Annotated in this window: 24 protein-coding genes; 20 read left to right on the top strand and 4 right to left on the bottom strand. The window is 38.6% G+C overall.

Annotation, left to right across the window (positions count from 1 at the left end):
* The first annotated feature begins 111 nt into the window (after positions 1-111).
* From B6D67_RS10550 to B6D67_RS06425, 8 genes are all read left to right on the top strand, one after another.
* The gene (locus B6D67_RS10550) at positions 112-303 is read left to right on the top strand and encodes a hypothetical protein (RefSeq protein ID WP_011285608.1); all 192 of its coding nucleotides are present in this window, start codon (positions 112-114) and stop codon (positions 301-303) included.
* Positions 304-349: 46 nt separating this feature from the next.
* The gene (gene recR / locus B6D67_RS06460) at positions 350-946 is read left to right on the top strand and encodes a recombination mediator RecR (protein ID WP_029714296.1); all 597 of its coding nucleotides are present in this window, start codon (positions 350-352) and stop codon (positions 944-946) included.
* A gap of 100 nt (positions 947-1,046) precedes the next feature.
* Positions 1,047-2,093, top strand: coding sequence for a D-alanine--D-alanine ligase (locus tag B6D67_RS06455; protein WP_002989146.1), 1,047 nt, complete (start codon positions 1,047-1,049; stop codon positions 2,091-2,093).
* A gap of 190 nt (positions 2,094-2,283) precedes the next feature.
* The gene (locus B6D67_RS06450; protein ID WP_010922441.1) at positions 2,284-3,675 is read left to right on the top strand and encodes a UDP-N-acetylmuramoyl-tripeptide--D-alanyl-D-alanine ligase; all 1,392 of its coding nucleotides are present in this window, start codon (positions 2,284-2,286) and stop codon (positions 3,673-3,675) included.
* A 79-nt stretch (positions 3,676-3,754) separates the two neighbouring features.
* On the top strand, positions 3,755-4,450 hold the full coding sequence (locus B6D67_RS06445) for a YwaF family protein (protein ID WP_029714299.1): 696 nt from the start codon (positions 3,755-3,757) through the stop codon (positions 4,448-4,450).
* Positions 4,451-4,697: 247 nt separating this feature from the next.
* Positions 4,698-6,242, top strand: a complete 1,545-nt coding sequence (locus tag B6D67_RS06435) for a peptide chain release factor 3 (RefSeq protein WP_002989155.1) — start codon at positions 4,698-4,700, stop codon at positions 6,240-6,242.
* Positions 6,243-6,548: 306 nt separating this feature from the next.
* A complete protein-coding gene (locus B6D67_RS06430; protein WP_002989158.1) occupies positions 6,549-8,168 on the top strand; it encodes a DEAD/DEAH box helicase in 1,620 nt (539 codons plus the stop codon).
* A 127-nt stretch (positions 8,169-8,295) separates the two neighbouring features.
* Complete coding sequence (locus tag B6D67_RS06425) at positions 8,296-10,296, top strand: KUP/HAK/KT family potassium transporter (RefSeq protein ID WP_010922439.1); 2,001 nt, start codon at positions 8,296-8,298, stop codon at positions 10,294-10,296.
* A 23-nt stretch (positions 10,297-10,319) separates the two neighbouring features.
* Here the strand turns inward: B6D67_RS06425 and B6D67_RS06420 are convergent, their stop codons facing one another.
* On the bottom strand, positions 10,320-10,598 hold the full coding sequence (locus tag B6D67_RS06420) for a GIY-YIG nuclease family protein (protein ID WP_002989164.1): 279 nt from the start codon (positions 10,596-10,598) through the stop codon (positions 10,320-10,322).
* Entirely contained in the window at positions 10,588-11,364 is a 777-nt protein-coding gene (locus B6D67_RS06415; protein WP_010922438.1) for a tRNA1(Val) (adenine(37)-N6)-methyltransferase, read from the bottom strand. The genes B6D67_RS06420 and B6D67_RS06415 overlap by 11 nt, the downstream gene beginning before the upstream one ends.
* A 117-nt stretch (positions 11,365-11,481) precedes the next feature.
* Here B6D67_RS06415 and B6D67_RS06410 point away from each other — a divergent pair, with 117 nt between their 5' ends.
* The 8 genes from B6D67_RS06410 (at position 11,482) to B6D67_RS06375 (ending at position 18,335) form a co-directional block, all read left to right on the top strand.
* A complete protein-coding gene (locus B6D67_RS06410) occupies positions 11,482-12,222 on the top strand; it encodes a lysophospholipid acyltransferase family protein (protein ID WP_011285604.1) in 741 nt (246 codons plus the stop codon).
* A 199-nt stretch (positions 12,223-12,421) separates the two neighbouring features.
* Positions 12,422-13,084, top strand: a complete 663-nt coding sequence (locus B6D67_RS06405) for a ComEA family DNA-binding protein (RefSeq protein ID WP_002983967.1) — start codon at positions 12,422-12,424, stop codon at positions 13,082-13,084.
* On the top strand, positions 13,065-15,308 hold the full coding sequence (locus tag B6D67_RS06400; protein ID WP_010922436.1) for a DNA internalization-related competence protein ComEC/Rec2: 2,244 nt from the start codon (positions 13,065-13,067) through the stop codon (positions 15,306-15,308). The genes B6D67_RS06405 and B6D67_RS06400 overlap by 20 nt, the downstream gene beginning before the upstream one ends.
* 70 nt (positions 15,309-15,378) lie before the next feature.
* Positions 15,379-16,419 (top strand): DNA polymerase III subunit delta, encoded by a 1,041-nt coding sequence (gene holA / locus B6D67_RS06395; protein ID WP_010922435.1) that lies wholly within the window; start codon positions 15,379-15,381, stop codon positions 16,417-16,419.
* Positions 16,420-16,515: 96 nt separating this feature from the next.
* On the top strand, positions 16,516-17,121 hold the full coding sequence (gene sodA, locus B6D67_RS06390) for a superoxide dismutase SodA (protein ID WP_010922434.1): 606 nt from the start codon (positions 16,516-16,518) through the stop codon (positions 17,119-17,121).
* 166 nt (positions 17,122-17,287) lie between these two features.
* Complete coding sequence (locus B6D67_RS06385) at positions 17,288-17,515, top strand: hypothetical protein (protein ID WP_010922433.1); 228 nt, start codon at positions 17,288-17,290, stop codon at positions 17,513-17,515.
* Positions 17,500-17,748 carry a serine hydrolase gene (locus B6D67_RS06380; RefSeq protein WP_010922432.1) on the top strand — a complete coding sequence of 83 codons (249 nt, stop codon included), beginning with the start codon at positions 17,500-17,502 and terminating at the stop codon, positions 17,746-17,748. The genes B6D67_RS06385 and B6D67_RS06380 overlap by 16 nt, the downstream gene beginning before the upstream one ends.
* Positions 17,745-18,335 carry a serine hydrolase gene (locus tag B6D67_RS06375; RefSeq protein ID WP_010922431.1) on the top strand — a complete coding sequence of 197 codons (591 nt, stop codon included), beginning with the start codon at positions 17,745-17,747 and terminating at the stop codon, positions 18,333-18,335. The genes B6D67_RS06380 and B6D67_RS06375 overlap by 4 nt, the downstream gene beginning before the upstream one ends.
* Positions 18,336-18,448: 113 nt before the next feature.
* Here B6D67_RS06375 and B6D67_RS06370 read toward each other — a convergent pair whose 3' ends face one another.
* Positions 18,449-19,669: a DUF3114 domain-containing protein gene (locus tag B6D67_RS06370; RefSeq protein ID WP_010922430.1), complete on the bottom strand. Its 1,221-nt coding sequence runs from the start codon at positions 19,667-19,669 to the stop codon at positions 18,449-18,451.
* 6 nt (positions 19,670-19,675) lie between these two features.
* A complete protein-coding gene (queA, locus tag B6D67_RS06365) occupies positions 19,676-20,704 on the bottom strand; it encodes a tRNA preQ1(34) S-adenosylmethionine ribosyltransferase-isomerase QueA (RefSeq protein WP_010922429.1) in 1,029 nt (342 codons plus the stop codon).
* Between the two features lie 201 nt (positions 20,705-20,905).
* Between queA and nagB the strand changes: the two genes are divergently transcribed.
* From nagB to pepF, 4 genes are all read left to right on the top strand, one after another.
* Positions 20,906-21,610: a glucosamine-6-phosphate deaminase gene (gene nagB / locus B6D67_RS06360; protein ID WP_010922428.1), complete on the top strand. Its 705-nt coding sequence runs from the start codon at positions 20,906-20,908 to the stop codon at positions 21,608-21,610.
* Positions 21,611-21,728: 118 nt separating this feature from the next.
* A complete protein-coding gene (locus B6D67_RS06355; RefSeq protein ID WP_002995774.1) occupies positions 21,729-22,445 on the top strand; it encodes a pseudouridine synthase in 717 nt (238 codons plus the stop codon).
* 294 nt (positions 22,446-22,739) lie between these two features.
* Entirely contained in the window at positions 22,740-23,702 is a 963-nt protein-coding gene (locus B6D67_RS06350) for a competence protein CoiA (RefSeq protein ID WP_010922426.1), read from the top strand.
* A gap of 12 nt (positions 23,703-23,714) precedes the next feature.
* Positions 23,715-25,520: an oligoendopeptidase F gene (gene pepF, locus B6D67_RS06345; protein ID WP_010922425.1), complete on the top strand. Its 1,806-nt coding sequence runs from the start codon at positions 23,715-23,717 to the stop codon at positions 25,518-25,520.
* The last annotated feature ends 304 nt before the right edge of the window (positions 25,521-25,824 follow it).

Below are 25,824 nucleotides of genomic sequence, written 5' to 3'. Positions count from 1 at the left end.
AAACTTATATCATAAGGATGGTTTGCGGTTTCTAAAAAAGTAACATGAATCAAAAAACAAAAGCCAAATATCCCAAGGCCAAGGTAACAAGTCGAGTAAAAAAGTTTTTACTTGGCTAATCCAAACGGTTCTGTCACGATTCACGCTAAAATTGGAACTGTTGAGACTTGTATCACAGACAATTCAGATCAGACCTTAGTAACTTACAACTTAAATGTAGTAGCTTATAATACAAATAACGAAGATAATATTGCGGTTGCTGTTATGTATCCACATATTACGAATATATCGGCAAAGATGTGAGAGCGCTTTATGTGGCGATATATGGAAAACAATAAAGGAGAACTTAGTGCTTTATGCAACACCCATTGCAAAGTTAATTGACAGTTACTCTAAACTTCCAGGAATTGGTATCAAGACGGCGACGAGATTAGCCTTTTATACTATTGGAATGTCAAATGAAGATGTCAATGATTTTGCTAAAAACTTATTAGCAGCTAAAAGAGAACTGACCTATTGTTCGATTTGTGGAAACCTTACCGATGACGATCCTTGTCACATTTGCACAGACACGAGTCGTGATCAGACGACCATTCTGGTAGTAGAAGATGCTAAAGATGTTTCTGCCATGGAAAAAATCCAAGAGTATCATGGCTATTATCATGTGCTTCACGGCTTGATTTCGCCTATGAATGGTGTGGGGCCAGATGACATCAACCTTAAAAGTTTAATTACCCGTCTAATGGATGGTAAGGTGAGCGAAGTTATCGTAGCTACCAATGCCACAGCAGATGGGGAAGCAACGTCCATGTATATTTCACGTGTCTTGAAACCAGCCGGGATTAAGGTAACTCGTTTGGCAAGAGGTCTCGCAGTAGGTTCAGATATTGAGTATGCTGATGAAGTAACATTATTGAGAGCTATTGAGAATCGTACTGAACTTTAATGATCATGTTGGTGCCTTTACTCGCAAAGAGAGGTTTTGAAAAGGCTACATCTTTTTGTTATAATAAAAAAACATTCAATTCAGATAAGAAAGGTTAGCTATGTCCAAACAAACGTTAGTTCTATTATACGGAGGCCGCTCAGCAGAACGTGAAGTCTCAGTGCTTTCAGCAGAGAGTGTGATGCGAGCAGTCAACTATGATAAGTTCTTAGTAAAAACTTATTTTATTACTCAGATGGGCCAATTTATCAAAACTCAGCAATTTTCAGAAAAGCCATCGGAATCAGAACGCTTGATGACAAATGAGACGATAGAGCTAACTCAAAAAATAAAACCAAGTGATATCTATGAAGAAGGTGCAGTTGTATTTCCTGTATTACATGGACCTATGGGAGAAGATGGCTCTATCCAAGGTTTCTTAGAAGTGCTTAGAATGCCATATATAGGGACTAATGTCATGTCTTCTAGCATAGCTATGGATAAAATTACTACTAAACGTGTCTTAGAATCAATTGGAATTCCACAAGTTGCCTATACTGTTTATATTGACGGACAAGATTTGGAGGCTTGTTTAGTTGAAACTTTAGCAAGACTTACTTTTCCTATCTTCGTAAAACCAGCTAATATGGGTTCTTCTGTGGGGATTTCCAAAGCCCAAACAAAAGTAGAATTAAGAAAAGCGATTCAGTTAGCCCTGACCTATGACAGTCGTGTCTTGATTGAACAAGGCGTGGTTGCAAGAGAAATTGAAGTTGGTCTCCTTGGAAATGATAAGGTTAAATCAACTCTACCAGGAGAAGTAATCAAGGACGTTGATTTTTACGACTACCAGGCAAAATATGTTGACAATAAGATTACGATGGCCATTCCAGCAGATGTAGACCAGAGTATTGTGACAGAAATGCGTTCTTATGCTGAAGTAGCCTTTAAAGCCTTAGGTGGTTGTGGGTTGTCCCGTTGTGACTTTTTCTTGACCCAAGATGGACAGGTTTACCTTAATGAATTAAACACCATGCCAGGCTTTACCCAATGGTCTATGTATCCACTCTTATGGGAAAATATGGGATTGGCTTATCCAGATTTGATTGAAGAGCTGGTGACACTGGCACAAGAAATGTTTGACCAGCGTGAGAGCCACCTGATTTAAACCTATGAGATGAATAAACATTGACTTGGATGGAACGGCAAACATCGTCAAGATGTGACGTTCGTCCTTTTTTTGTTGCTCTTTATAGTAGAGTCATTAAGGGAGTTTGACATTTTAGAAATTTTTCTAATGTTTTGTGCTATAATAGATAGGACATCGTAAATACTAGTGTTCTTAGAAAGAAAACAAAATGAAATTAACCTTACACGAAGTGGCTAAAATAGTTGACGCCCAAAATAATGTGTCTGACTTAGACGACGTTCCTCTGCATCACATTGAATTTGATAGCCGAAAGATTACAAAAGGAGACCTCTTTTTACCCTTAAAAGGTCAAAGGGATGGTCATGAGTTTATTGATTTAGCCTTTCAAAATGGAGCTGTCGCTACTTTTTCAGAAAAAGAATTGCCGGGGAAACCTCACCTTCTTGTTGAAGACTGCCTAAAAGCTTTTCAAAAGCTAGCCCATTATTATATTGATAAGATGCGCGTGGATGTTATTGCTGTGACAGGCTCAAATGGTAAAACTTCCACCAAAGATATGATAGGAGCTGTCCTATCAACCACTTACAAAACTTACAAAACGCAAGGAAATTACAATAATGAGATTGGTTTGCCTTACACCGTTCTCCACATGCCTGACGATACGGAAAAAATTGTTCTTGAAATGGGACAAGATCACATGGGAGATATTCGTCTTCTGTCTGAAATTGCAAGGCCTCGTATTGCAGTTTTAACCTTAGTCGGCGAAGCTCATTTAGAATATTTTGGAAGCCGAGACAAAATAGCCCAAGGCAAAATGCAGATTGTTGACGGCATGAATTCAGATGGGATTTTAATTGCTCCGGGAGATCCGATTATTGACCCATATCTTCCAGAAAATCAGATGGTTATCCGTTTTGGAAATCAGCAGGAAATTGACGTTACTGGTATTCAAGAAGACAAAGATAGCTTAACGTTTACAACAAATGTGTTAGCAACACCTGTGTCCCTACCTCTACCAGGAAAATACAACGCGACCAATGCTATGGTAGCAGCCTATGTAGGAAAACTATTGGCAGTAACAGACGAGGATATTATAGCTGCTTTACAGACTGTGACGTTGACAGGTAATCGTACGGAGTGGAAAAAAGCAGCCAATGGTGCTGATATTTTGTCAGATGTCTACAATGCCAACCCAACAGCCATGCGTCTGATTTTAGAAACATTTGCTAACATAGCAAAGAACCCCGGAGGAAAAAAGATTGCAGTGCTAGCAGATATGAAAGAACTTGGAAAGGATTCAGTGATACTTCATTCTCAGTTAATTGACAGCTTAACATCAGGTAATATTGATCAGCTTGTTTTTTATGGGGATCATATTAAAGAATTAGCACGGTTGGCAAGTCAGGTTTATCCTGCTGAGCAAGTACATTATTTTTTAAAAACTGAACAAGAAGACCAGTTTGAAGCCATGGCACAATATGTTCAAAACATTCTTAATCCCTTTGATCAAATTCTTTTAAAAGGCAGCCACTCGATGTCGCTAGAAAAGTTAGTAGATCGATTAGTGACTGACAAGAATTGTGACAGCTATCAGCCTTGATTTTTATAAAACTTTCAGAGAAAGGCTTGTTCTCTCATGAAGATTAAGGTATAATGAAAAAATATAGAAAGGGACGATTATGGATTTTTTTGCAATTGACCCCATCGGACTGCCTCATACCTCACTTATCTTTTACTTGTCGTCACTCTTGATAGCGCTTTTGCTTGTTTTTTTGACTTTTCAAGCATATAGGTTAAAATCTTATCGTTATTTTTTCTTGTTTTTACAGTTATCTCAGGTGATTGGCTTATACACATGGTACGTGTTAAGGGGGTTTCCTTTAGATGAAGCTTTGCCGTTGTATCATTGTCGCATCGCTATGTTAGCTATCTTTTTTCTACCTGATCGTAACAAGTTTAAGCAATTATTTATGGTTTTGGGGATAGGTGGAACATTCCTTGCACTTTTATCGCCAGATCTTTATCCGTTTAGATTATGGCATGTAGCAAATGTCTCGTTTTATTTTGGTCATTATGCTTTGTTAGTGAATGGTTTGATTTACCTCTTGCGTTTTTACGATGCCAGTCAGTTAAGACTGCTATCAGTAGTACGCTATTTAGCAACTGTTAACTTTCTTCTTCTGTTGGTCAGTTTAGCCACGAAAGGAAATTATGGTTTTGTGATGGATATTCCAGTGATTCATACGCGTCATTTGCTACTTAATTTTGTGATCGTTACAAGTGGCTTGACTTTTATGGTTAAAATAACCGAATATTTTTACCTTAAATTTGGTGAAGCTCAACAGCTGGCACTTGCTTTCTCTAAAGAAAAGTAGGTCGTTGAAAAAGCACTTAAAATCAGCTATAATAAGAAGAGTCTGGGATGATTTCCAGGCTCGATTTTTAAAAAAAAGACACTCATTGATAGCCCAAGATAAGTTATAATACCAGTTTTGAAGAACTTTAGAGGCTAATCGTATATGGAGAAACCCAATGTAGCCCAACTCTTTTGATAAACAAGTAATACCTAACGAAAATAACTCAGAGAAAAGCTCTGCCATTTTACTATACAAGGAAAAAAGAATGTCACTTACAGAAGAAATTAAAAAACGCCGTACTTTTGCCATCATTTCTCACCCGGATGCTGGTAAGACGACTATTACTGAGCAACTATTATATTTTGGTGGTGAAATTAGAGAAGCAGGGACAGTAAAAGGCAAAAAATCAGGTACGTTTGCAAAGTCCGACTGGATGGATATTGAAAAGCAACGTGGTATCTCTGTTACTTCATCTGTTATGCAATTTGATTACGCGGGTAAACGTGTTAATATTTTGGATACACCTGGACATGAGGATTTCTCGGAAGATACATACCGTACCTTAATGGCTGTGGATGCGGCTGTCATGGTTGTAGATTCGGCTAAAGGTATTGAGGCGCAAACGAAAAAACTTTTTGAAGTTGTCAAACATCGTAATATTCCTGTCTTCACCTTTATTAACAAGTTAGACCGTGATGGGCGTGAGCCTTTAGAACTCTTGGAAGAATTAGAAGAAGTTTTAGGGATTGCTTCTTATCCGATGAACTGGCCGATTGGTATGGGACGCGCCTTTGAGGGCTTATATGATTTACATAATAAACGTTTAGAACTCTATAAGGGAGACGAGCGTTTTGCAAGTATTGAAGACGGTGATCAGCTGTTTGCCAATAATCCCTTTTATGAACAAGTCAAAGAAGATATTGAACTTCTTCAAGAAGCAGGTAATGACTTTTCAGAACAAGCTATTCTTGATGGTGACCTAACTCCAGTCTTTTTTGGCTCTGCCCTTACGAACTTTGGAGTTCAGACTTTTCTTGATACTTTCTTGGAGTTTGCCCCAGAACCTCATGGTCACAAGACTACAGAAGGTAATGTTGTTGACCCCTTAGCTAAAGATTTTTCAGGTTTTGTCTTTAAAATTCAAGCTAACATGGACCCTAAACACCGTGACCGTATTGCTTTTGTGCGTATTGTTTCTGGTGAATTTGAGCGCGGTATGGGAGTTAATTTGACACGCACTGGCAAAGGCGCTAAGCTCTCCAATGTTACTCAATTTATGGCAGAATCACGGGAAAATGTGACGAATGCTGTTGCTGGGGATATTATCGGGGTTTATGATACAGGAACTTATCAAGTTGGGGATACCTTAACAGTTGGGAAAAATAAATTTGAATTTGAACCCTTACCAACTTTTACCCCAGAAATCTTCATGAAGGTTTCTCCGAAAAATGTTATGAAGCAGAAATCCTTCCACAAAGGTATTGAACAATTAGTACAAGAAGGAGCAATTCAGCTTTATAAGAATTATCAGACAGGCGAATACATGCTGGGTGCTGTGGGTCAACTGCAGTTTGAAGTCTTTAAACATCGTATGGAAGGTGAATACAACGCTGAAGTTGTGATGACACCAATGGGTAAAAAGACTGTTCGCTGGATTTCAGAAGATGATTTGGATCAACGCATGTCTTCAAGCCGAAACATTTTAGCTAAGGATCGTTTTGACCAACCAGTTTTCCTATTTGAAAATGATTTTGCCCTTCGCTGGTTTGCAGACAAATACCCAGATGTCACTTTAGAAGAGAAAATGTAATTGAAACATGATTTTCAACAGTCTAACGTTTTGGAGATCAATTTACTGAGCAACTTTTTAAAAGAAATGAGTGGCTAGTTATCTCTTTTGCAGATTTAAGATTCTATCAAAAAACGATATCTTCACAACTGTAAGCATATTTATGATTTAGCGGATAATCGTGAAAGCGTGTTATTGCTTATATTAGCCTTATTTCCTATCTTTTTGATTCTAATTGTGTTACACTAGTTAGGTTGTTAATCAAACGACGAAAATTAAAAGGTTTATAAGGCAGCTTCGCACTGCCTTTTTAGAAAAGAGAAACAATTGAAATTTACAGAATTTAACTTATCACAAGACATCCAATCAGCTGTTGTTACCGCTGGTTTTGAGAAAGCATCTCCTATCCAGGAAATGACGATTCCTCTCGCACTAGAAGGGAAGGATGTTATTGGTCAAGCACAAACAGGAACTGGTAAAACAGCAGCGTTTGGTCTACCAACCTTGAATAAGATTCGTACTAACGAAAATATCATCCAAGCATTGGTCATTGCACCAACGCGTGAATTGGCTGTACAAAGTCAGGAAGAATTGTTCCGTTTTGGACGTGAAAAAGGGGTTAAGGTTCGCTCTGTTTACGGTGGATCAAGTATTGAAAAACAAATCAAAGCCCTTAAATCAGGTGCCCACATTGTCGTGGGAACACCGGGTCGCTTGTTAGATTTGATTAAGCGCAAGGCTCTTATTTTAGATCATGTGGAAACCTTAATCCTTGATGAAGCAGATGAAATGCTTAACATGGGATTCTTGGAAGACATTGAAGCTATTATTAGTCGTGTCCCAGCAGACCGTCAAACCTTGCTCTTCTCCGCAACGATGCCGGCACCTATTAAACAAATCGGGGTTAAATTCATGAAAGACCCTGAACATGTTCAAATTAAGAACAAAGAATTAACAAACGTCAATGTTGATCAATACTATGTTCGTGTGAAAGAACAAGAAAAATTTGATACTATGACCCGTCTGATGGATGTTAACCAGCCAGAATTATCCATCGTTTTTGGGCGGACTAAGCGCCGAGTTGATGAAATTACACGTGGCTTGAAACTTCGTGGTTTCCGTGCCGAAGGAATCCATGGTGATCTTGACCAAAATAAACGCTTACGTGTTATCCGTGATTTCAAAAACGACCAAATTGATATTCTTGTTGCCACTGATGTAGCAGCGCGTGGCCTTGATATTTCAGGAGTTACCCACGTTTATAACTACGATATTACCCAAGATCCAGAAAGTTATGTTCACCGTATTGGTCGTACAGGTCGTGCCGGTAAATCTGGTGAGTCTATCACTTTTGTCTCACCAAATGAGATGGGCTACCTCTCAATGATTGAGAACTTAACGAAAAAACAGATGAAACCTCTTCGTCCAGCAACTGCTGAAGAGGCCTTTCAAGCCAAGAAAAAAGTAGCCCTCAAGAAAATTGAACGCGACTTTGCGGATGAGACTATTCGTTCAAACTTTGATAAATTCAAAGGCGATGCTGTCCAATTGGCTGCCGAATTCACTCCTGAAGAATTAGCTTTATATATTTTGAGCTTAACGGTTCAAGATCCAGATAGCTTACCGGAAGTTGAAATTGCACGTGAAAAACCATTACCATTCAAATATGTGGGTGGTGGTCACGGCAATAAAAATGGCAAAGGTGGTCGTGGACGTGACAACCGTAACCGTGGTGATCGCCGTGGCGGCTATCGTGGTGACCGTAACAGAGATGAGCGTGATGGTGACCGTCGTCGTCAAAAACGTGATAAGCGTGATGGTCACGATGGCAGTGGCAACCGCGATTTCAAACGTAAATCAAAACGTAATAGTAAAGACTTTTTCAATAAAGAGAAAAAATCAAGTGCTAAAAATACTGGTTTTGTGATTCGTCACAAAGGTGAATAAGCTTAAAGAGAGTTGATGAGAGTCAGCTCTTTTTAATTTTCTGAAAAAGTTGCTTTTATAATGGAATCTGTTATAATGGTTTCAGTTATTTTTGTGATAATTTTTAAAAAATTAGGAGGAGTATAAGATGTCTGATAGCCATCTTACTGCCTTTGACAAAGCTTCAAAAGCAGGTTTTATTATTGCTTTAGGTATTGTTTATGGAGATATTGGAACAAGCCCCCTTTATACGATACAGTCTCTAGTTGAAAATCAAGGAGGGGTTAATCAGGTTTCTGAATCCTTTATTTTAGGATCAATCTCTTTAATTATTTGGACACTGACCTTAATCACAACAATCAAGTACGTTTTGATTGCTCTAAAAGCGGATAACCACCATGAAGGTGGGATTTTTTCTTTATTCACCTTGGTACGTAAAATGTCACCGTGGCTCATTATTCCGGCGATGATTGGAGGTGCAACACTTTTGTCTGATGGGGCTCTTACACCTGCGGTAACAGTTACTTCAGCTATTGAGGGCTTGAAAGCCGTTCCTGGTCTGAGTCACATCTACCAAAATCAAACCAATGTCATTATCACAACTCTAGTGATTTTAATAGTCTTGTTTGGTATTCAGCGGTTTGGAACAGGTTTTATTGGTAAAATTTTTGGACCAGTTATGTTTATCTGGTTTAGTTTTCTAGGTGTTAGTGGTTTTTTTAATACGTTGGGGCATCTGGAAATTTTCAAGGCTATCAATCCTTACTATGCTCTGCATTTGCTGTTTAGTCCTGAAAACCATCGTGGGATTTTTATCTTGGGGTCCATTTTTCTTGCGACAACAGGAGCTGAAGCTCTTTATTCGGATTTAGGACATGTTGGTCGAGGAAATATTTACGTGAGCTGGCCCTTTGTTAAGATGTGTATTGTGTTGTCTTACTGTGGCCAGGCTGCGTGGATTTTAGCGAATAAACACTCAGGTATTGAACTAAACCCTTTCTTTGCTAGTGTGCCATCACAATTAAGAGTTTACCTTGTTAGTTTGGCAACCTTGGCAGCTATTATTGCCTCACAGGCTCTTATTTCAGGCTCCTTTACCTTGGTTTCAGAGGCCATGCGTTTGAAAATTTTCCCTTTGTTTCGTGTGACTTACCCAGGGGCAAATTTGGGGCAATTGTATATTCCTGTCATTAACTGGATTTTATTTGCAGTGACCTCTTGTACTGTTTTGGCTTTTAGAACATCAGCCCACATGGAGGCAGCTTATGGTCTTGCTATTACCATCACCATGTTGATGACAACAATCCTCTTAAAGTATTACTTAATCAAGAAAGGAACGAGACCCATCTTGGCTCATTTAGTGATGGCTTTCTTTGCCCTTGTAGAATTCATTTTCTTCTTGGCTTCAGCTATCAAATTTATGCACGGTGGCTATGCGGTTGTTATCTTGGCACTTGCAATTGTCTTTGTCATGTTTATCTGGCATGCGGGCACACGGATTGTTTTCAAGTATGTGAAATCTCTTAATTTGAATGATTACAAGGAGCAGATTAAACAACTTCGTGACGACGTTTGTTTTGACCTCTACCAAACAAATGTTGTCTACCTATCCAATCGTATGCAGGATCATATGATTGACCGGTCTATTTTATACTCCATTTTAGACAAGCGGCCAAAACGCGCTCAGGTTTATTGGTTTGTAAATGTCCAGGTAACTGATGAACCTTATACAGCTAAGTACAAGGTAGATATGATGGGAACGGATTATATGGTTCGAGTCAACCTTTATCTTGGTTTTAGAATGCCACAGACTGTGCCACGCTATTTGCGCACGATTGTTCAGGATTTGATGGAAAGTGGCCGTTTACCCAAACAAGAACAGGAATATACCATCACACCTGGTCGTGATGTTGGTGATTTTCGCTTTGTTTTAATAGAAGAACGGGTCTCCAATGCACGTCAATTGAGTAACTTTGAACGCTTTATTATGCAGACTAAGGCAAGCATTAAACATGTTACCGCTAGTCCAATGCGTTGGTTTGGGCTTCAATATTCAGAAGTAACCCTTGAAGTGGTTCCCTTGATTCTATCAGATGTCTTGAAGTTACCAATCAAAGAATTGGTGCCTGTGGAAGACAGTGAAGCATAAAAAAATCATTGAGATGATAAGTCTCAATGATTTTTCTTTTCTTTTTGATGAGTAGCAATATAGGCCAATTTCTGGCTTCTTGTTTTTCGTTTTTTAAAGAGTGCTTCAGCGCTCATCGCAGCCTCTTTGCTATCAAACACTTCGTAATAAAGTAAAGAAACAGGTAACCGGTAGCGAGTATATTTAGCCCCCTTTCCTGCGTTATGTGTAGCTAAGCGTTTTTTCAAATCAGTTGTATAACCAGTGTAGAGGGTTTTATCAACACATTCTAACACATACATATAAGCTTTTTTAGTGGTCATGATTAGGTTTTCCTTTGGAAGCAGCACCAAAATAAATCTCAAAAATATGATCAGTGTATTCTCCGTTTTCCTTGTGGACAACTAAAGGAGGTAAAATAGTCATCCCTTCAATAGAACCGTCTTTGATTGCTTCAATAAGTAACATATTAGCTGATTTACCTAATTTAGGATAGACAAATTGTACCCTTTTAGGGGCAAGACCATTAGCTCTAAGGCTATCTATAATTTCCAAGAATCGATCTGGTCGATGAACCATTGCCAGACGACCATTTGATTTAAGGGCATGACGGGCTACCTGACAAATCTCTTCTAAATTAGTGGTCACTTCATGACGAGCCAGTAAATAATGTTCAGAGACGTTCTTCTTAGAACTTTCGTGACTTTTAAAGTAAGGGGGATTGCAGAGCATCAAATCAACTCCTGAACGTGGCACATGGTTTAGGAGGTTTTTTAAATCATCACAAATCATGGTTACTTGGTCTTCCAGTTGATTGAGCTGGATAGAGCGTTGTCCCATATCAGCAAGCCGTTCTTGTAATTCTACTTCAACGATGGCTGCCTTGGTTCTAGTGCTAGCAAATAAGCCAACCGCCCCATTTCCTGAGCACAAATCCACAATTAACCCTTTGGAAGGCATCTTGGGGAAGCGGGATAAGAGGACGCTATCAATAGAGTAACTAAAGACATCCTTGTTTTGAATAATGCCAACATCACTTGAAAAGAGTTGATCAATACGTTCGCCTTCTTTTAAGATTGCTTTTATCATACCTGTTATTTTAACATAAAATAGGCTTGAGGTGAATGTTTGAAGAGTGATTTTGACTTTCGAAAAGTCAGCTTTCGTGATACAATAAGTAAGATTATTCTATTAAAGGAGAAGCCTGTGTTTTACGCTTACTTACGCGGTTTAGTAGTCTTTTTATTATGGGTTGTCAATGGCAATGCCCACTACCATCATGAAGAAAAGATGTTAGATGCTTCTGAGAATTATATTCTGGTAGCACCCCATCGAACCTTTTGGGATCCAGTTTACATGGCATTTGCAGCACGTCCTAAGCAGTTTATTTTTATGGCTAAAAAAGAGTTGTTTGCAAATCGTCTCTTTGCTTGGTGGATTAAAATGTGTGGTGCTTTTCCTATTGATCGTGACAAACCGAGTCCAGATGCTATTCGTTACCCTGTTAATATGCTCAAAAAGAGCAATCGTTCTCTTCTTATGTTTCCAAGTGGAAGTAGGCATTCGCAAGAGGTCAAAGGAGGGGTCGCTGTGATTGCTAAATTGGCTAAGGTCAAGATTATGCCAGCAGCCTATCAGGGGCCTATGTCGGTCAAGGGATTACTAGCGGGAGAACGGGTTGACATGACTTTTGGGAATCCCATTGACGTCTCAGATATTAAACGCATGAATGATGAAGGGATTGCTGAGGTGGCAAACCGTATTCAGGCAGAGTTTGATCGGATTGATGACGAGTTGGCACCTTTCCAACCAGGCAAAGCAAGGAACCCTTTAACTTATCTCTACCGTTTACCATTAGGATTGGTTTTGGTGGTGGTATTATTATTAACCATGTTATTTTCCTATATTGCTAGTTTTGTTTGGAATCCAGATAAACATCGCCATTAAGAACATGAGGGCTAACATGTGCCTGAAATAAGAAGTGATTGAGATTAGTCTTCTATTGAAAGAAGCCGCTAATGCTTAATCACTTTTTTCATTTCTAAAAAAGATATTCGATGATACCCTTAACTCTTTTAAGCACAAAAAATGACAATACTACTATACTTTTGGATATCATTTACGAATAAAAAGATGAGGTAAAAAAATGTTAGACGAATTATTAATTAAAGGAAAATCGTTTTTGAGAGAGCGGTATTTTCTGCCATACCTAATTAGTCTTTTATTAGGACTTTTTCTAATACTAAGCTTCAGTTTTTTGTTCTGGGGAAATAGGCAGAGCAAGGCAGCCGTTCCTGCTTTGAGAGAAATATCGCCTGTGAAACAGCAGGTTAGTGAAGAAAAAAAGGAAATTCAAGAAGATAGCAGTATTTTAGTGGATTTAAAAGGCGCCGTACAAAAAGAGGGAGTTTATAAGCTAACTGCTAGCAGTCGTGTGCGAGATGTCATTGAACTAGCTGGAGGCCTAACTTCAGAAGCTGATAAACATGCTATTAATTTTGCAGAAAAACTAACTGATGAGCAAGTTGTTTATGTACCTAAACAAGGAGAAGAGATTTCTGTGCTACCAAGATCATTAGTTTCTGGTAAAAAAGAAACTGCCAGCAAGGATCAGTCAAAGGTTCATATTAATAAGGCCAGCTTAGAAGAACTACAACATATCCCAGGTATTGGTGCTAAAAGAGCTCAGGATATTATTGATATGAGAGATAAGTTAGGTGGTTTTAAAGCGTTAGAAGATCTCCGTCAGGTTTCGGGGATTGGCGAAAAAACGCTCGAGAAATTAAAAGATGACATTTTCTTGGACTAAGCTAGTGCCCCTGTCAAAGATTCAATTTGCTTTTTTAATCTTGGTTTTCTTTTATCAAATCCATAGCCCTAGCTGGTTAACGTTTCTCCTTAGCCTTAGTTTGATTTGCTTACTTGTCAAGCGTTTGTCTAAAAAAGAATTTCTCGGTGTCTTTGCCATCCTTAGTTTCTGTGCTTTGTTTTTGCTGTATCAGAAACAGCAGTTGGTTCAAAAACTGGAAATTCAGCCAGTACAAATAACCTCTGTAGCATTAGTTCCTGATAGTATTCGGATTAATGGTGATCAATTAGCTGTTCTTGGACGTCACGGGAAACATTCTTATCAGTTATTTTACCGTTTGAAAAGCCAAGCAGAAGCCCAATTGTTCAAGAAAGAGCACCGTTGGTTAGTGATGCACGCAAAAGTGACATTGGAAAAAGCTGAGGAAGTTCGAAATTTTAAAGGCTTTAATTATCAGACTTTTTTGACTTATCAAGGAATTTACAGGATAGGGAAGGTAGAGCAAATAGAACAGCTTGAAGTGATTTCACCCGAGTCAATATGTGACTATTTGTCCTCTTTAAGACGACGAGCCATTGTTCATTGCCAGCAGCATTTTCCAAGACCTATGTCTCACTACCTGACGGGCCTCCTTTTTGGTTATTTAGATAAGTCGTTTGGTGAGATGACAGATTATTATAGTCAGTTGGGTATCATTCATCTCTTTGCTTTATCAGGGATGCAGGTTGGCTTCTTTCTCACTTGTTTTAGAAGGGTGTTGCTATTACTCGCAGTTCCTTTGGAATGGATAAAATGGATAGAGCTTCCTTTTGCTTGCTTTTATGCCGCGTTGACAGGTTATAGTATTTCTGTTATTCGAAGCCTCGTGCAGTCGCAGTTGCGTCATTTAGGAATAAAAGGATTAGACAATCTGGCTTGTACTTTTTTACTTGTCTTTTTATGGGATGCTCATTTCTTAATGACTGTTGGTGGCGTATTAACGTTTAGCTATGCTTTTTTGTTAACAGTGGTTACTGTTGAAGAATTATCAGGAGCTAAAAGACAGTTGGTACAAGTCTTGACCATTTCCCTAGGAATATTACCATTTTTGCTCTTTTATTTTTCCAGTTTTAACCCAATGTCAATGGTCTTAACAGGGCTCTTGTCTTATCTCTTTGACCTTTTTATTTTGCCCCTTCTTTGTCTGGTTTTTTGTCTATCCCCTTTGGTGACTGTCTCAATATGTAACCATCTTTTTATTTTATTAGAAAAAGTCATTCAATTTCTCGGAAATACTTTCAATAGTTCCCTTGTTTTTGGAAGCCCGACCAGTTGGCACTTGCTTATCTTGGTGATTAGCTTCGCTATTTTTTATGATTATCGGCAGGTGCGACAACGAGTTATCACTTGCGGTTTGGTTATAGCGTTGACACTTTTGTCTGTCAAATATCCTTTGACCAATGAAGTGACCTTTATCGACATTGGCCAGGGAGATAGTATTTTGGTGAGGGAGTGGACAGGGAAAAATCTCTTAATAGATGTAGGTGGGCGCCCTTTCTTTTCTTCAAAAGAGCACTGGCGACGAGGACATCACGTAGCTAATGCTCAGAAAACCTTAATTCCTTACTTAAAAAGTAGAGGTATTCACACAATTGACCAACTATTAGTAACTCACGCAGATACTGATCATATGGGGGATATCGAAGTGGTTGCCAAAGCTATTCGGATAAAGGAGATTTTGACTAGTCAAGGCAGTTTAAGCCATCCAAGCTTTGTTAGGCGGCTAAGGCGTTTAAAATGTCACGTTAGAGTTTTAGCAGCTGGAGACCAGTTGCCTATTATGGGAAGTGTCTTACAGGTACTCTACCCTTGGCAGTTAGGGGACGGGAAAAATAACGATTCTTTGGTACTTTATGGCAGGCTCTTAAATCGAACTTTTCTTTTCACAGGTGACTTGGAAAAAGAGGGGGAAAACGAGATCATAAAACGTTATCCTCAACTAAGAGTAGATTATTTAAAAGCAGGTCACCATGGATCAAATACCTCTTCTAGTGCAGCTTTTTTAGACCATATTCAGCCTAAAGTGGCCTTTATTTCTGCTGGAAAAAATAACCGTTATCAGCATCCTCACAGAGAAACCTTAGCCCGTTTGGAAGACAGACAAATCACTTATTACCGAACGGATACGCAAGGAGCTATTCGTTTGACTGGTCGGACAAGCTGGCATCTTGAAACGGTTCGTTAGTTAAAATTCCAGCCTGACGAAGAAACAAGCAGTCGCTTTCCTTTTAGGAGAAAGATGATATAATAAAAGCATGATTGCGATAGAAAAGATTGAAAAACTGAGTAAAGAAAATTTGGGTCTTATAACCCTTGTCACAGGAGATGACATTGGTCAGTATAGCCAGTTGAAATCCCGCTTAATGGAGCAGATTGCTTTTGATAAGGATGATTTGGCCTATTCTTACTTTGATATGTCTGAGGCCGCTTATCAGGATGCAGAAATGGATCTAGTGAGCCTACCCTTCTTTGCTGAGCAGAAGGTGGTTATTTTTGACCATTTGTTAGATATCACGACCAATAAAAAAAGTTTCTTAAAAGAAAAAGACCTAAAGGCCTTTGAAGCCTATTTAGAAAATCCCTTAGAGACTACTCGACTAATTATCTTTGCTCCAGGTAAATTGGATAGTAAGAGACGGCTTGTTAAGCTTTTGAAACGTGATGCCCTTGTTTTAGAAGCCAACCCTCTGAAAGAAGCAGAGCTAAGAACTTATTTTCAAAAATACAGTCATCAACTGGGTTTAGGTTTCGAGAGTGGTGCCTTTGACCAATTACTTTTGAAATCAAACGATGATTTTAGTCAAATCATGAAAAACATGGCCTTTTTAAAAGCCTATAAAAAAACGGGAAATATTAGCCTAACTGATATTGAGCAAGCCATTCCTAAAAGTTTACAAGATAATATTTTCGATCTGACTAGACTTGTCCTAGGAGGTAAAATTGATGCGGCTAGAGATTTGATTCATGATTTACGGTTATCTGGAGAAGATGACATTAAATTAATCGCTATCATGCTAGGCCAATTTCGCTTATTTTTGCAGCTGACTATTCTTGCTAGAGATGTAAAAAACGAGCAACAACTAGTGATTAGTTTATCAGATATTCTTGGGCGGCGGGTTAATCCTTACCAGGTCAAGTATGCGTTAAAGGATTCTAGGACCTTATCTCTTGCCTTTCTAACAGGAGCGGTGAAAACCTTGATTGAGACAGATTACCAGATAAAAACAGGACTTTATGAGAAGAGTTATCTAGTTGATATTGCTCTCTTAAAAATCATGACTCACTCTCAAAAATAGGCGTTGGACCGCTTTCCAAGAGATAATCAAATTAGTTGAAAGCTCTTATTTTTTGCGATAAGATAGACGTATCATAAAGGAAAAGAGGACAGGAAAATGGCTATTATTTTACCAGAACTTCCATACGCGTATGATGCTCTTGAACCACAGTTTGATGCGGAGACAATGACTCTTCATCATGATAAACACCATGCCACTTATGTCGCTAATACCAATGCGGCTTTAGAAAAACACCCAGAGATCGGAGAAAATCTGGAGGAACTATTGGCAGATGTCACTAAGATTCCAGAAGATATTCGTCAAACCTTAATTAATAATGGTGGCGGACACCTAAACCATGCGCTTTTCTGGGAACTATTATCACCTGAAAAACAAGACGTCACTCCTGATGTTGCACAAGCCATTGATGATGCTTTTGGGTCATTTGACGCCTTTAAAGAACAATTTACAGCAGCTGCTACTGGACGTTTTGGTTCAGGTTGGGCATGGTTAGTTGTTAATAAAGAAGGACAACTCGAAATCACATCAACCGCTAACCAAGATACTCCAATTTCAGAAGGCAAAAAACCAATTCTAGCGCTTGATGTGTGGGAGCATGCTTACTACTTGAATTATCGTAATGTACGTCCAAATTATATCAAAGCTTTCTTTGAAATCGTTAATTGGAAAAAAGTATCAGAACTTTACCAAGCCGCTAAATAAGAAAAGGGTTTCCAATCTCAAAAAGAGATTGGTTTTTTAAGTGCTTTTGTGAATAACAGTGTGGGGACATCATTTTTTAGAAAAGATAAAAATAGTTTGTCTTTTTAATGTAATTCCTTGATTTTTAGCTAAATTTAGCTAGAATAGAATGGATAGGAGATTTTAGGTGTTAAGAAAGAAGAAAACTACCATTGTAGGGATTATTTTAGGAATGATGATAGTGACCTTACTTGTCGGCTGTTTGACTGGTAAAAAGAAAGGCTTTCCTCCTAAAGCAGGTGAGCGGCAGCAAACGGCTGACTTAAAAATGAAAAAAAGATTAGAAAAACTGTTCAAAAACCGTTACCTGAAAAATCTAAAGAGGCTAAGCAAGCTGTTATGGATGCAGATTTAGCGCAAATGGATGTCTTAGGGCTCTATTACGATGACAACCATTTGAGTTTGGTCAATACGGTCAAGGCGTATTTAAAGGAATTTGGCATTGGTGAATCCCAAATTGCCTTTTCCTACAAAGACCTCAATTCAGGCAGGACTGCTGCCATGAATGACCATCAGCCAATGATTGCAGGAAGCACCTATAAGCTGCCATTAAACATGCTGGTGGTAGATAAGGCAAATTATCCATGACAGAGCGTTTTGACATTACAGAAACTGATTATGAATATGATCAGGAACATCATGCCTATGTTGCTCAGTTCAATGGTGCCATGTCTATTCCGGATATGCAAGAATATTCCTTGGTGTACTCAGAAAACACGCCAGCTTATGCTCTAGCAGAACGATTGGGTGGCATGAATAAGGCTTACCAATTATTTGACCGCTACGGGAAGGTATCCGGGGCTATTACGACCATTGATCGTAATGGCAATAAAATCACCACCGCTTACTATTTGCAAGTTTTGGATTACTTGTGGCAGCATCAGGATAAATATAAGGATATCTTGTACTACATTGGTGAATCTTTCCCTGATTTGTATTACAAGACTTATTTGCCTCATGTAAAGGTTTATCAAAAACCGGGTTATGTCAGAGAAGCCTTAAATGTAGGTGCCATTGTTTGCGAAGAGTCTCCTTATTTGATTGCTCTTTATTCATCTGGTTTGGGTGGAGCAACACAAGCATCAGAGGAAGTCAATGGCCTTGGTTATGTGCAGCTTGTTCAGCTACCATATGTAATTAATGAGTGGTATAGAGGCAATCTCAACATGATCTAATACTCAGTTGACATTAGTCTGATAGTAGACATACTTACTGATGACAGTCACTAAAATAAGTTGTTGCTCATTAAAAAAGCTTGGCCTGTTTCTTCAGGTCAAGCTTTTTGAGATTAATGCTGTGTTTTTGAGGTCTTATTGTCACCTCTTGTTTCTTGATAATGGTGAAGCAATTTTTTGAATTTTTTAACGGCAGCGCGTGTTAGCTGCTTAGATGATTTGCCATTTCTGCTGTAAATGGGATTGTGCTTATCCCTTTGCTGTTCTAAATCGGGAACTAGAAAAGTTGCATCAGGACTATTAATTGCTTTTTCAATAAAAGCCGGATCAAAAAGCAGAATAGGGTCAATATCAAGCAGACGGTGCAAGTCATCGTTTTGGTTGCCATAATTGAAAGAAGAACCATTGACAATACTATTTCGCGTTAGGTTATCAGGATCTAGTGCTACTAAAAATTGTCCAGATTCTGACAAAATAAACTCTGAGTGAAAATGAATTAAAATCTTATAGTTGGCTTGAGGAATATTGTCTGTATAGACTGCCTGATGATTGCCATTAGCATCTAAAATACTAGCAACCTTATTATGGTATCTAGAAGATTCATAAAGAGCATAATCGTCATCTTCTAGAGTAGCCAAATATTTGGCTAAGGCATCCGCATCGGTTTTCCCTTTATTCCCATAATGTGAGCGAACCCACTCCGTTTGCTGGGTTGATATGAGGTAACGGAGTTGATGAATTTTCCGATTAAAACGGCTATAAGGAATGTGTTCGAGATTAACATAATAAGCCTGAATCAGGGTAGATAATTGGTCCCAAAAAGGATCTGTTGGCGATAGCTTTGGACTTAATTGTGCCAATACTTGCTGTGTTTGTTTTGATTGTCCTGTCAACTCGTCTGGCATCTTTAAATACGTCAAGAGCAGTTGTAACCGTTTTTGAGCTTCTTGAGGCGTCTGTGCCATCTCCTCTTGTTGCCAGAGCTTTTGAAAGTCAGGTGATCCTATCAGGCGAATGCGACTATAAAGTTGTTCGAAATGATAAGAGTTTCCTCTAACAGCGAGTTGTTCAAGGTATCCTTTTTGGATGGCTTTATAGGACCATCCGTCCTTATCGAGCTTTCGAACATAATCAAGCAAGTCGTGGCGTAATTTAATAGCTTCTGAAAGCTGGAGTTCTCGTAATTTAGGATAGTTTTGGTAAAAAGGTGCCACTAAATCTTGATAAAGTTTGTGTTCTTTTTCAAAGGCAATCCGCTGATAGTCTTTCTGCCAAAAACTGACGCAAAAAGTCAGAAACATCAAGAAGAATAGCCATTTTCCAAGTAATTTCATAGGTTTTTAGTTGACAAACATGGCATCGCCAAAGCTAAAGAAACGATACTTTTCGTCAACCGCGTGTCTGTAAGCTTCAAGGACAAAGTCACGCCCTGCAAAGGCTGATACTAGCATCACAAGGGTTGATTTTGGAAGATGGAAATTAGTTGAAAAAGCATCAACTACCTTGAATTGGTAGCCTGGTTTAATAAAAATATTGGTCCAACCTGAATCAGCTTGAATGTCCCCTTGGAACTTACCTCCGATGGTTTCCAACGTACGAATAGAGGTGGTTCCTACAGCGACAACACGACCGCCAGCTTGTTTGACGTCTCTTAGGGTTTGCGCTGCTTCTTCTGAGAGGGAATAAAATTCCGAATGCATATCATGCTCATCGAGGTTATCCACGGAAACAGGTCTAAAAGTCCCAAGCCCTACATGTAGGGTCAAATAAACCAAATGTACCCCTTTGGCTTCGATTTTTTTGAGCAAGTCTGTTGTGAAGTGGAGACCAGCAGTTGGGGCGGCCGCAGAGCCATTTTCTTTAGCATAAACGGTTTGGTATCGCTCAGCATCCTCTAATTTTTCGTGAATATAAGGAGGCAATGGCATTTCGCCGAGGCTCTCTAAAACTTCTAAGAAAATCCCATCATAGCTGAATTCAACAATTCGTCCACCATGTTCTAATTCGTCGATAATGGTGGCTTTGAGACGCCCATCTCCAAAATTGACTTGGCTACCAACCTTGAGCCGTTTGGCTGGCTTGGCTAAAACTTCCCATTGATCTCCTTGTGTATTTTTAAGCAAAAGCAATTCCACATGACCATGAGTATCGGGTTTTTCTCCATAAAGTCTGGCAGGCAAGACACGGGTGTTATTCATGACGAGGGCATCCCCTGGATTTAATTGATCAATGATATGGTCAAAATGGCTATCAACCATAGTTTTTTGACGGTGATCAATAATCAATAGTTTTGAACTGTCTCTTTTTTCGAGTGGGGTTTGGGCAATCAATTCTTCTGGTAACTCAAAATCAAAATTGTTAGTATTCATTGGGACTCCTTTAAAGCCACTAGTAAATCTCTTCCTAGTAACTCTTTCATGTAAGATAAATCTTTTCTATTATATCACTTGTCGTCTAACCCGTCATCTTTAATCTTTCATCAGAAAGTAAAGGATAGGCTTGACAAAAATTGGTATATACCATATAATAAAAACACGAAAGGTCTATACCAATTAGAAAAGGAGAATGACATGAAAATTATTCGGGTCCAAGATCAGATTGAAGGTGGGAAAATCGCTTTTACCTTATTGAAAGATAGCTTAGCTAAGGGAGCTAAGACGTTAGGATTAGCAACAGGAAGTTCACCAATTAGTTTTTACCAAGAAATGGTCAAAAGTCCTTTGGATTTTTCGGACTTAACAAGTATTAACTTGGATGAATATGTCGGTCTTTCAGTAGAGAGCGATCAGAGTTATGATTATTTTATGCGTCAAAACCTTTTTAATGCGAAGCCTTTTAAAAAGAATTACTTGCCCAATGGTTTAGCAACCGATGTCGAAGCAGAAGCTAAACGATATAACCAAATCATTGCAGAGCATCCGATTGATTTTCAAGTGCTTGGGATTGGGCGTAATGGGCACATTGGTTTTAACGAACCTGGGACCTCTTTTGAAGAAGAAACGCATGTGGTGGATCTTCAAGAATCAACCATTGAAGCCAATAGTCGTTTCTTTACAAGTATTGAGGATGTGCCAAAACAAGCTATCTCTATGGGAATTGCCTCCATCATGAAGTCCGAAATGATTGTTCTTCTTGCCTTTGGACAAGAAAAAGCTGATGCGATCAAGGGAATGGTTTTTGGACCAATCACAGAACACCTCCCAGCAAGTATTCTCCAAAAACATGATCATGTTATCGTCATTGTGGATGAAGCTGCTGCGTCACAATTAGACTAACCTAACCAGTCGTTAAACCTTGTAAGAACAAAAATGAGGAGATAGTCAACTTCATTTAAGAAGAAGTCTTGTAACTTCTATTTCTTTTGCAAGGGTAAATTTATGTTACACTACTAATATGCGTTTAGATAAATTATTAGAAGGTACAAAAGTTGGCTCTAGAAGTCAAGTGAAGAAACTGATTAAGGCTCAAGGGGTTTGGGTTGATCACATGCCTGCCAGAAATGGTCGACAAAATGTTGATCCTGGCTTGCAACTGATTGAGGTGACTGGACAGCGAGTGACGCATCCTAAACATTCTTACATTATCCTCAACAAGCCATCAGGGGTGGTCTCAGCTAAGAAAGATACTAACTATTTAACCGTTATTGATCAGCTTGCTGAAGAAGATAAAAGTCCAGACTTGTATCCTGTTGGCAGATTGGATAGAGATACCGAAGGGTTGGTTTTACTCACTGATAATGGTCCCCTAGGGTTTCGGATGTTGCACCCTAGTCATCATGTTTCTAAAACGTATCTTGTAACCGTTAATGGCTTGTTAGCAGAAGATGCCTCAGATTTTTTTGCAGCTGGTATTTGTTTCCCAACAGGTGAACAATGCCAACCAGCTCAATTGACTATTCTTAAAGCCGATACAGACCAGTCACAGGCTAGTTTGACCATTTCAGAAGGAAAATTTCACCAAGTGAAAAAAATGTTTTTGACCTATGGTTTGAAAGTGACCTCTCTGAAACGGACGCACTTTGCAGGACTGGAACTCGGTCATTTAGCCAGCGGAGAATATCGTTATCTAACAGCGTCAGAAAGGCAACTCATTAAAACGTATCTGGACTGAGCAAAACATGCTTTCAAAAAGAAGCTATTCTTGCTTAATCAATAAAGTGTCCATTGACTATTATAGTCATGATGAGTTCGACTTTTGCTATGTTTAGTCATCTTGTTGTTACAAAATCAGGTAAGCAAAAAGATTCAATTCCCACTGTCTCCTTAACCTGAAGCGTTATAAAAACCCTTGTGTTAAACTCTCATAAATTGGAAATGGGAGTGTTTTTTGATGGCTAAAAAAACTAAAGCTACTTAAAGTTTGGTACTTAGTTTTCGAATAATAAGGTGGAAGATCTAATAGGAGGTGACAAAAATATTAACCGCTTTAGATGATAAGAATCAGCTCATTTCGCTAGTAACTCAGCCTATTTCAACGAAACCGCCTTTTCGTTGCCCAGCTTGCAAATCTCCTGTTCGCTTGCGTCAGGGGACAATTAGACGACCTCATTTTGCCCATGTACAACTAGCTCATTGTCAATTCCAAGCAGAAAATGAATCTGAGGAACATTTGACGTTGAAGGCAAAACTTTACACCAGTTTAGTCCGAACAGAAGCTGTCTGTATTGAAAAATATCTTCCTGAGCTGCAACAGATAGCAGACCTTTGGGTGAATGATAAGTTAGCCTTAGAAATTCAGTGCAGTCCCTTGCCAGTTGAGCGTCTAAAGAAACGCACCAAAGCCTATCAAGAAAAGGGGTATCCGGTACGATGGTTACTGGGAAGAAAATTGTGGCTTAACACTCACTTAACTGCTTTGCAAAAACAGTTTCTTTACTTTTCATCTAGTTTGGGCTTTCATTTGTGGGAGCTGGATGCAGCTGCAAATCTGCTACGTCTCAAATATTTAATCCATGAAGACTTATTTGGTAAGGTAAGTTACCTAACCAAAACCATTTCTTTAGACCACAATATTATGGAAATGTTTCGGTTACCCTATCAGCAAGAAATCCTTTATTCTTATCAGAAAAAAATGACTGTGAACCTATCTAAAAGAATACAAAGAGCTCTTTTAGCTAGACACCCGAAATGGCTACGACGACAAGAAAAGGCTTACTTATCAGGCTATAATTTACTTATGTTAACAACTGATGCTTTTTATCCTCAATGGAGACCAGTTCAATCTTCCAGCGGTTTTTGTCAAATTAAAGGAAATCTTCGCCCTTATTATGAAAGTTTTAAAGTCTATTATAAAAAAGAAAAGGATAAGAAGGTGCAAACGCTTTTTTCACCAAAATATTATGTTAAAATGGATAGTAATAGAAAATGAGAAGGAGATGTTATGACTGATAATCGCAGCCATTTAGAAGAAAAATACACTTGGGATTTGAGCACTATTTTTGCAACAGATAAGGATTGGGAAGCTGAAGTCAGTGACTTAGCTACTGAAGTTGAGGCATCTAAAGGTTTTGCTGGTCATTTGCTGGATTCTAGTGCTAATTTGTTAAAGGTTACAAAAACATATTTAGAATTGGCTCGTCGTGTGGAGAAAGTCTATGTTTATGCTCACATGAAAAATGACCAAGACACTACTGTTGCCAAGTATCAAGAATACCAAGCTAAGGCTTCAGGCTTGTATGCAAAGTTTAGCGAAGTCTTTTCATTCTATGATCCAGAAGTGATGATGCTTCATCAAGAAGACTATCAGGCTTTTCTTACTGAAACCCCTGAGTTGAAAGTGTACAACCATTTCTTTGACAAATTATTCCAAGCCCGCGAACATGTTCTTAGTCAAGCAGAAGAGGAATTATTAGCAGGAGCTCAAGAAATTTTCAATGGTGCGGAAGAAACCTTTAGTATTCTTGATAACGCTGACATTGTCTTTCCAGTAGTTAAAAATGATAAGGGGGAAGATGTTGAATTAACCCATGGTAACTTCATTAGCCTAATGGAATCTAAGGACCGTAGCGTTCGCCAAGCTGCTTATGAAGCCATGTATAGTACTTATGAACAGTTCCAACATACTTACGCTAAAACCTTGCAAACCAATGTGAAAGTGCAAAACTATAAGGCGCGTGTTCATAAATACGATTCAGCACGTCAAGCTGCCATGGCTGCTAACTTTATTCCAGAAGCTGTTTACGACACTTTATTAGAAACGGTTAATAAACATTTGCCACTCTTACACCGTTATTTGAAATTGCGTCAAGAGGTTCTTGGTTTAGACGATTTGAAGATGTATGATGTTTACACACCATTATCTGAAACAGATCTAGCCATTGGTTATGATGAGGCTTTGGAAAAGGCTGAGAAGGTTTTGGCTGTTTTTGGTAAAGATTACGCAGATCGTGTGCATCGTGCTTTTACCGAACGTTGGATTGATGTTCATGTCAATAAAGGGAAGCGCTCTGGGGCTTATTCAGGTGGTTCCTATGATACCAATGCCTTTATTCTGTTGAATTGGCAAGATACACTTGATAATCTTTACACACTTGTCCACGAAACAGGCCACAGTTTGCATTCTACTTTCACTCGTGAAACACAGCCTTATGTGTATGGGGATTATAGTATCTTCTTGGCAGAAATTGCATCCACAACGAATGAAAATATTATGACAGAAGCTCTCTTAAATGAGGTTCAAGATGAGAAAGAACGCTTTGCCATTTTAAACCATTACCTCGATGGTTTCCGTGGAACAGTTTTCCGTCAAACCCAATTTGCTGAGTTTGAACATGCCATTCATCAAGCTGATCAAAAAGGAGAAGTGTTAACAAGTGAATACCTTAACCAGCTATACGCTGATTTAAATGAAAAATATTATGGTTTAAGTAAAAAAGATAATCATTTTATTCAGTATGAATGGGCACGTATTCCTCATTTCTATTACAATTATTATGTTTACCAATATGCAACAGGTTTTGCAGCTGCAAGCTATTTAGCAGATAAGATTGTGCATGGCACACAAGATGATATCGATCATTACTTGGCCTACCTCAAGTCAGGAAATTCTGATTACCCACTTGAAGTGATTGCTAAAGCAGGCGTTGATATGGAAAAAGGTGATTATTTGGAAGCCGCCTTTAAAGTCTTTGACGAACGTCTAACAGAACTTGAAGTACTCGTGTCCAAAGGCATACACAAAAGCTAAAATCACAAAAGTCAAGGACAAAAAGAGTTTAGGATTGATAGAAATGGAGATTCACAGTTGGTGTGAATCTCCATTTCTATCGGTCATTTTCTTTTTATATTTTAGTGGATTATCAGTCCTGAAAAGCAGGCTTCATTGACCTTAGTTTGACGGTTTCTTTTTTGTCTTTTTTATTGTGTGGTCACTCACTTAAATAAAACCAATAGTTGAGTAAGGCGCTTCAGATTAACGCTATTCTATTGTTTTAGAGATAACGTTCGCATAAAACATATTTTTATTATATTTGACATTTTATAAAAGAGAT

It is taken from the genome of Streptococcus pyogenes, from assembly GCF_002055535.1.
Classification (GTDB): Bacteria; Bacillota; Bacilli; order Lactobacillales; family Streptococcaceae; genus Streptococcus; species Streptococcus pyogenes.
Note: the sequence above shows the minus strand (reverse complement) of the source record. Positions and strands in the feature narration are given on the sequence as shown.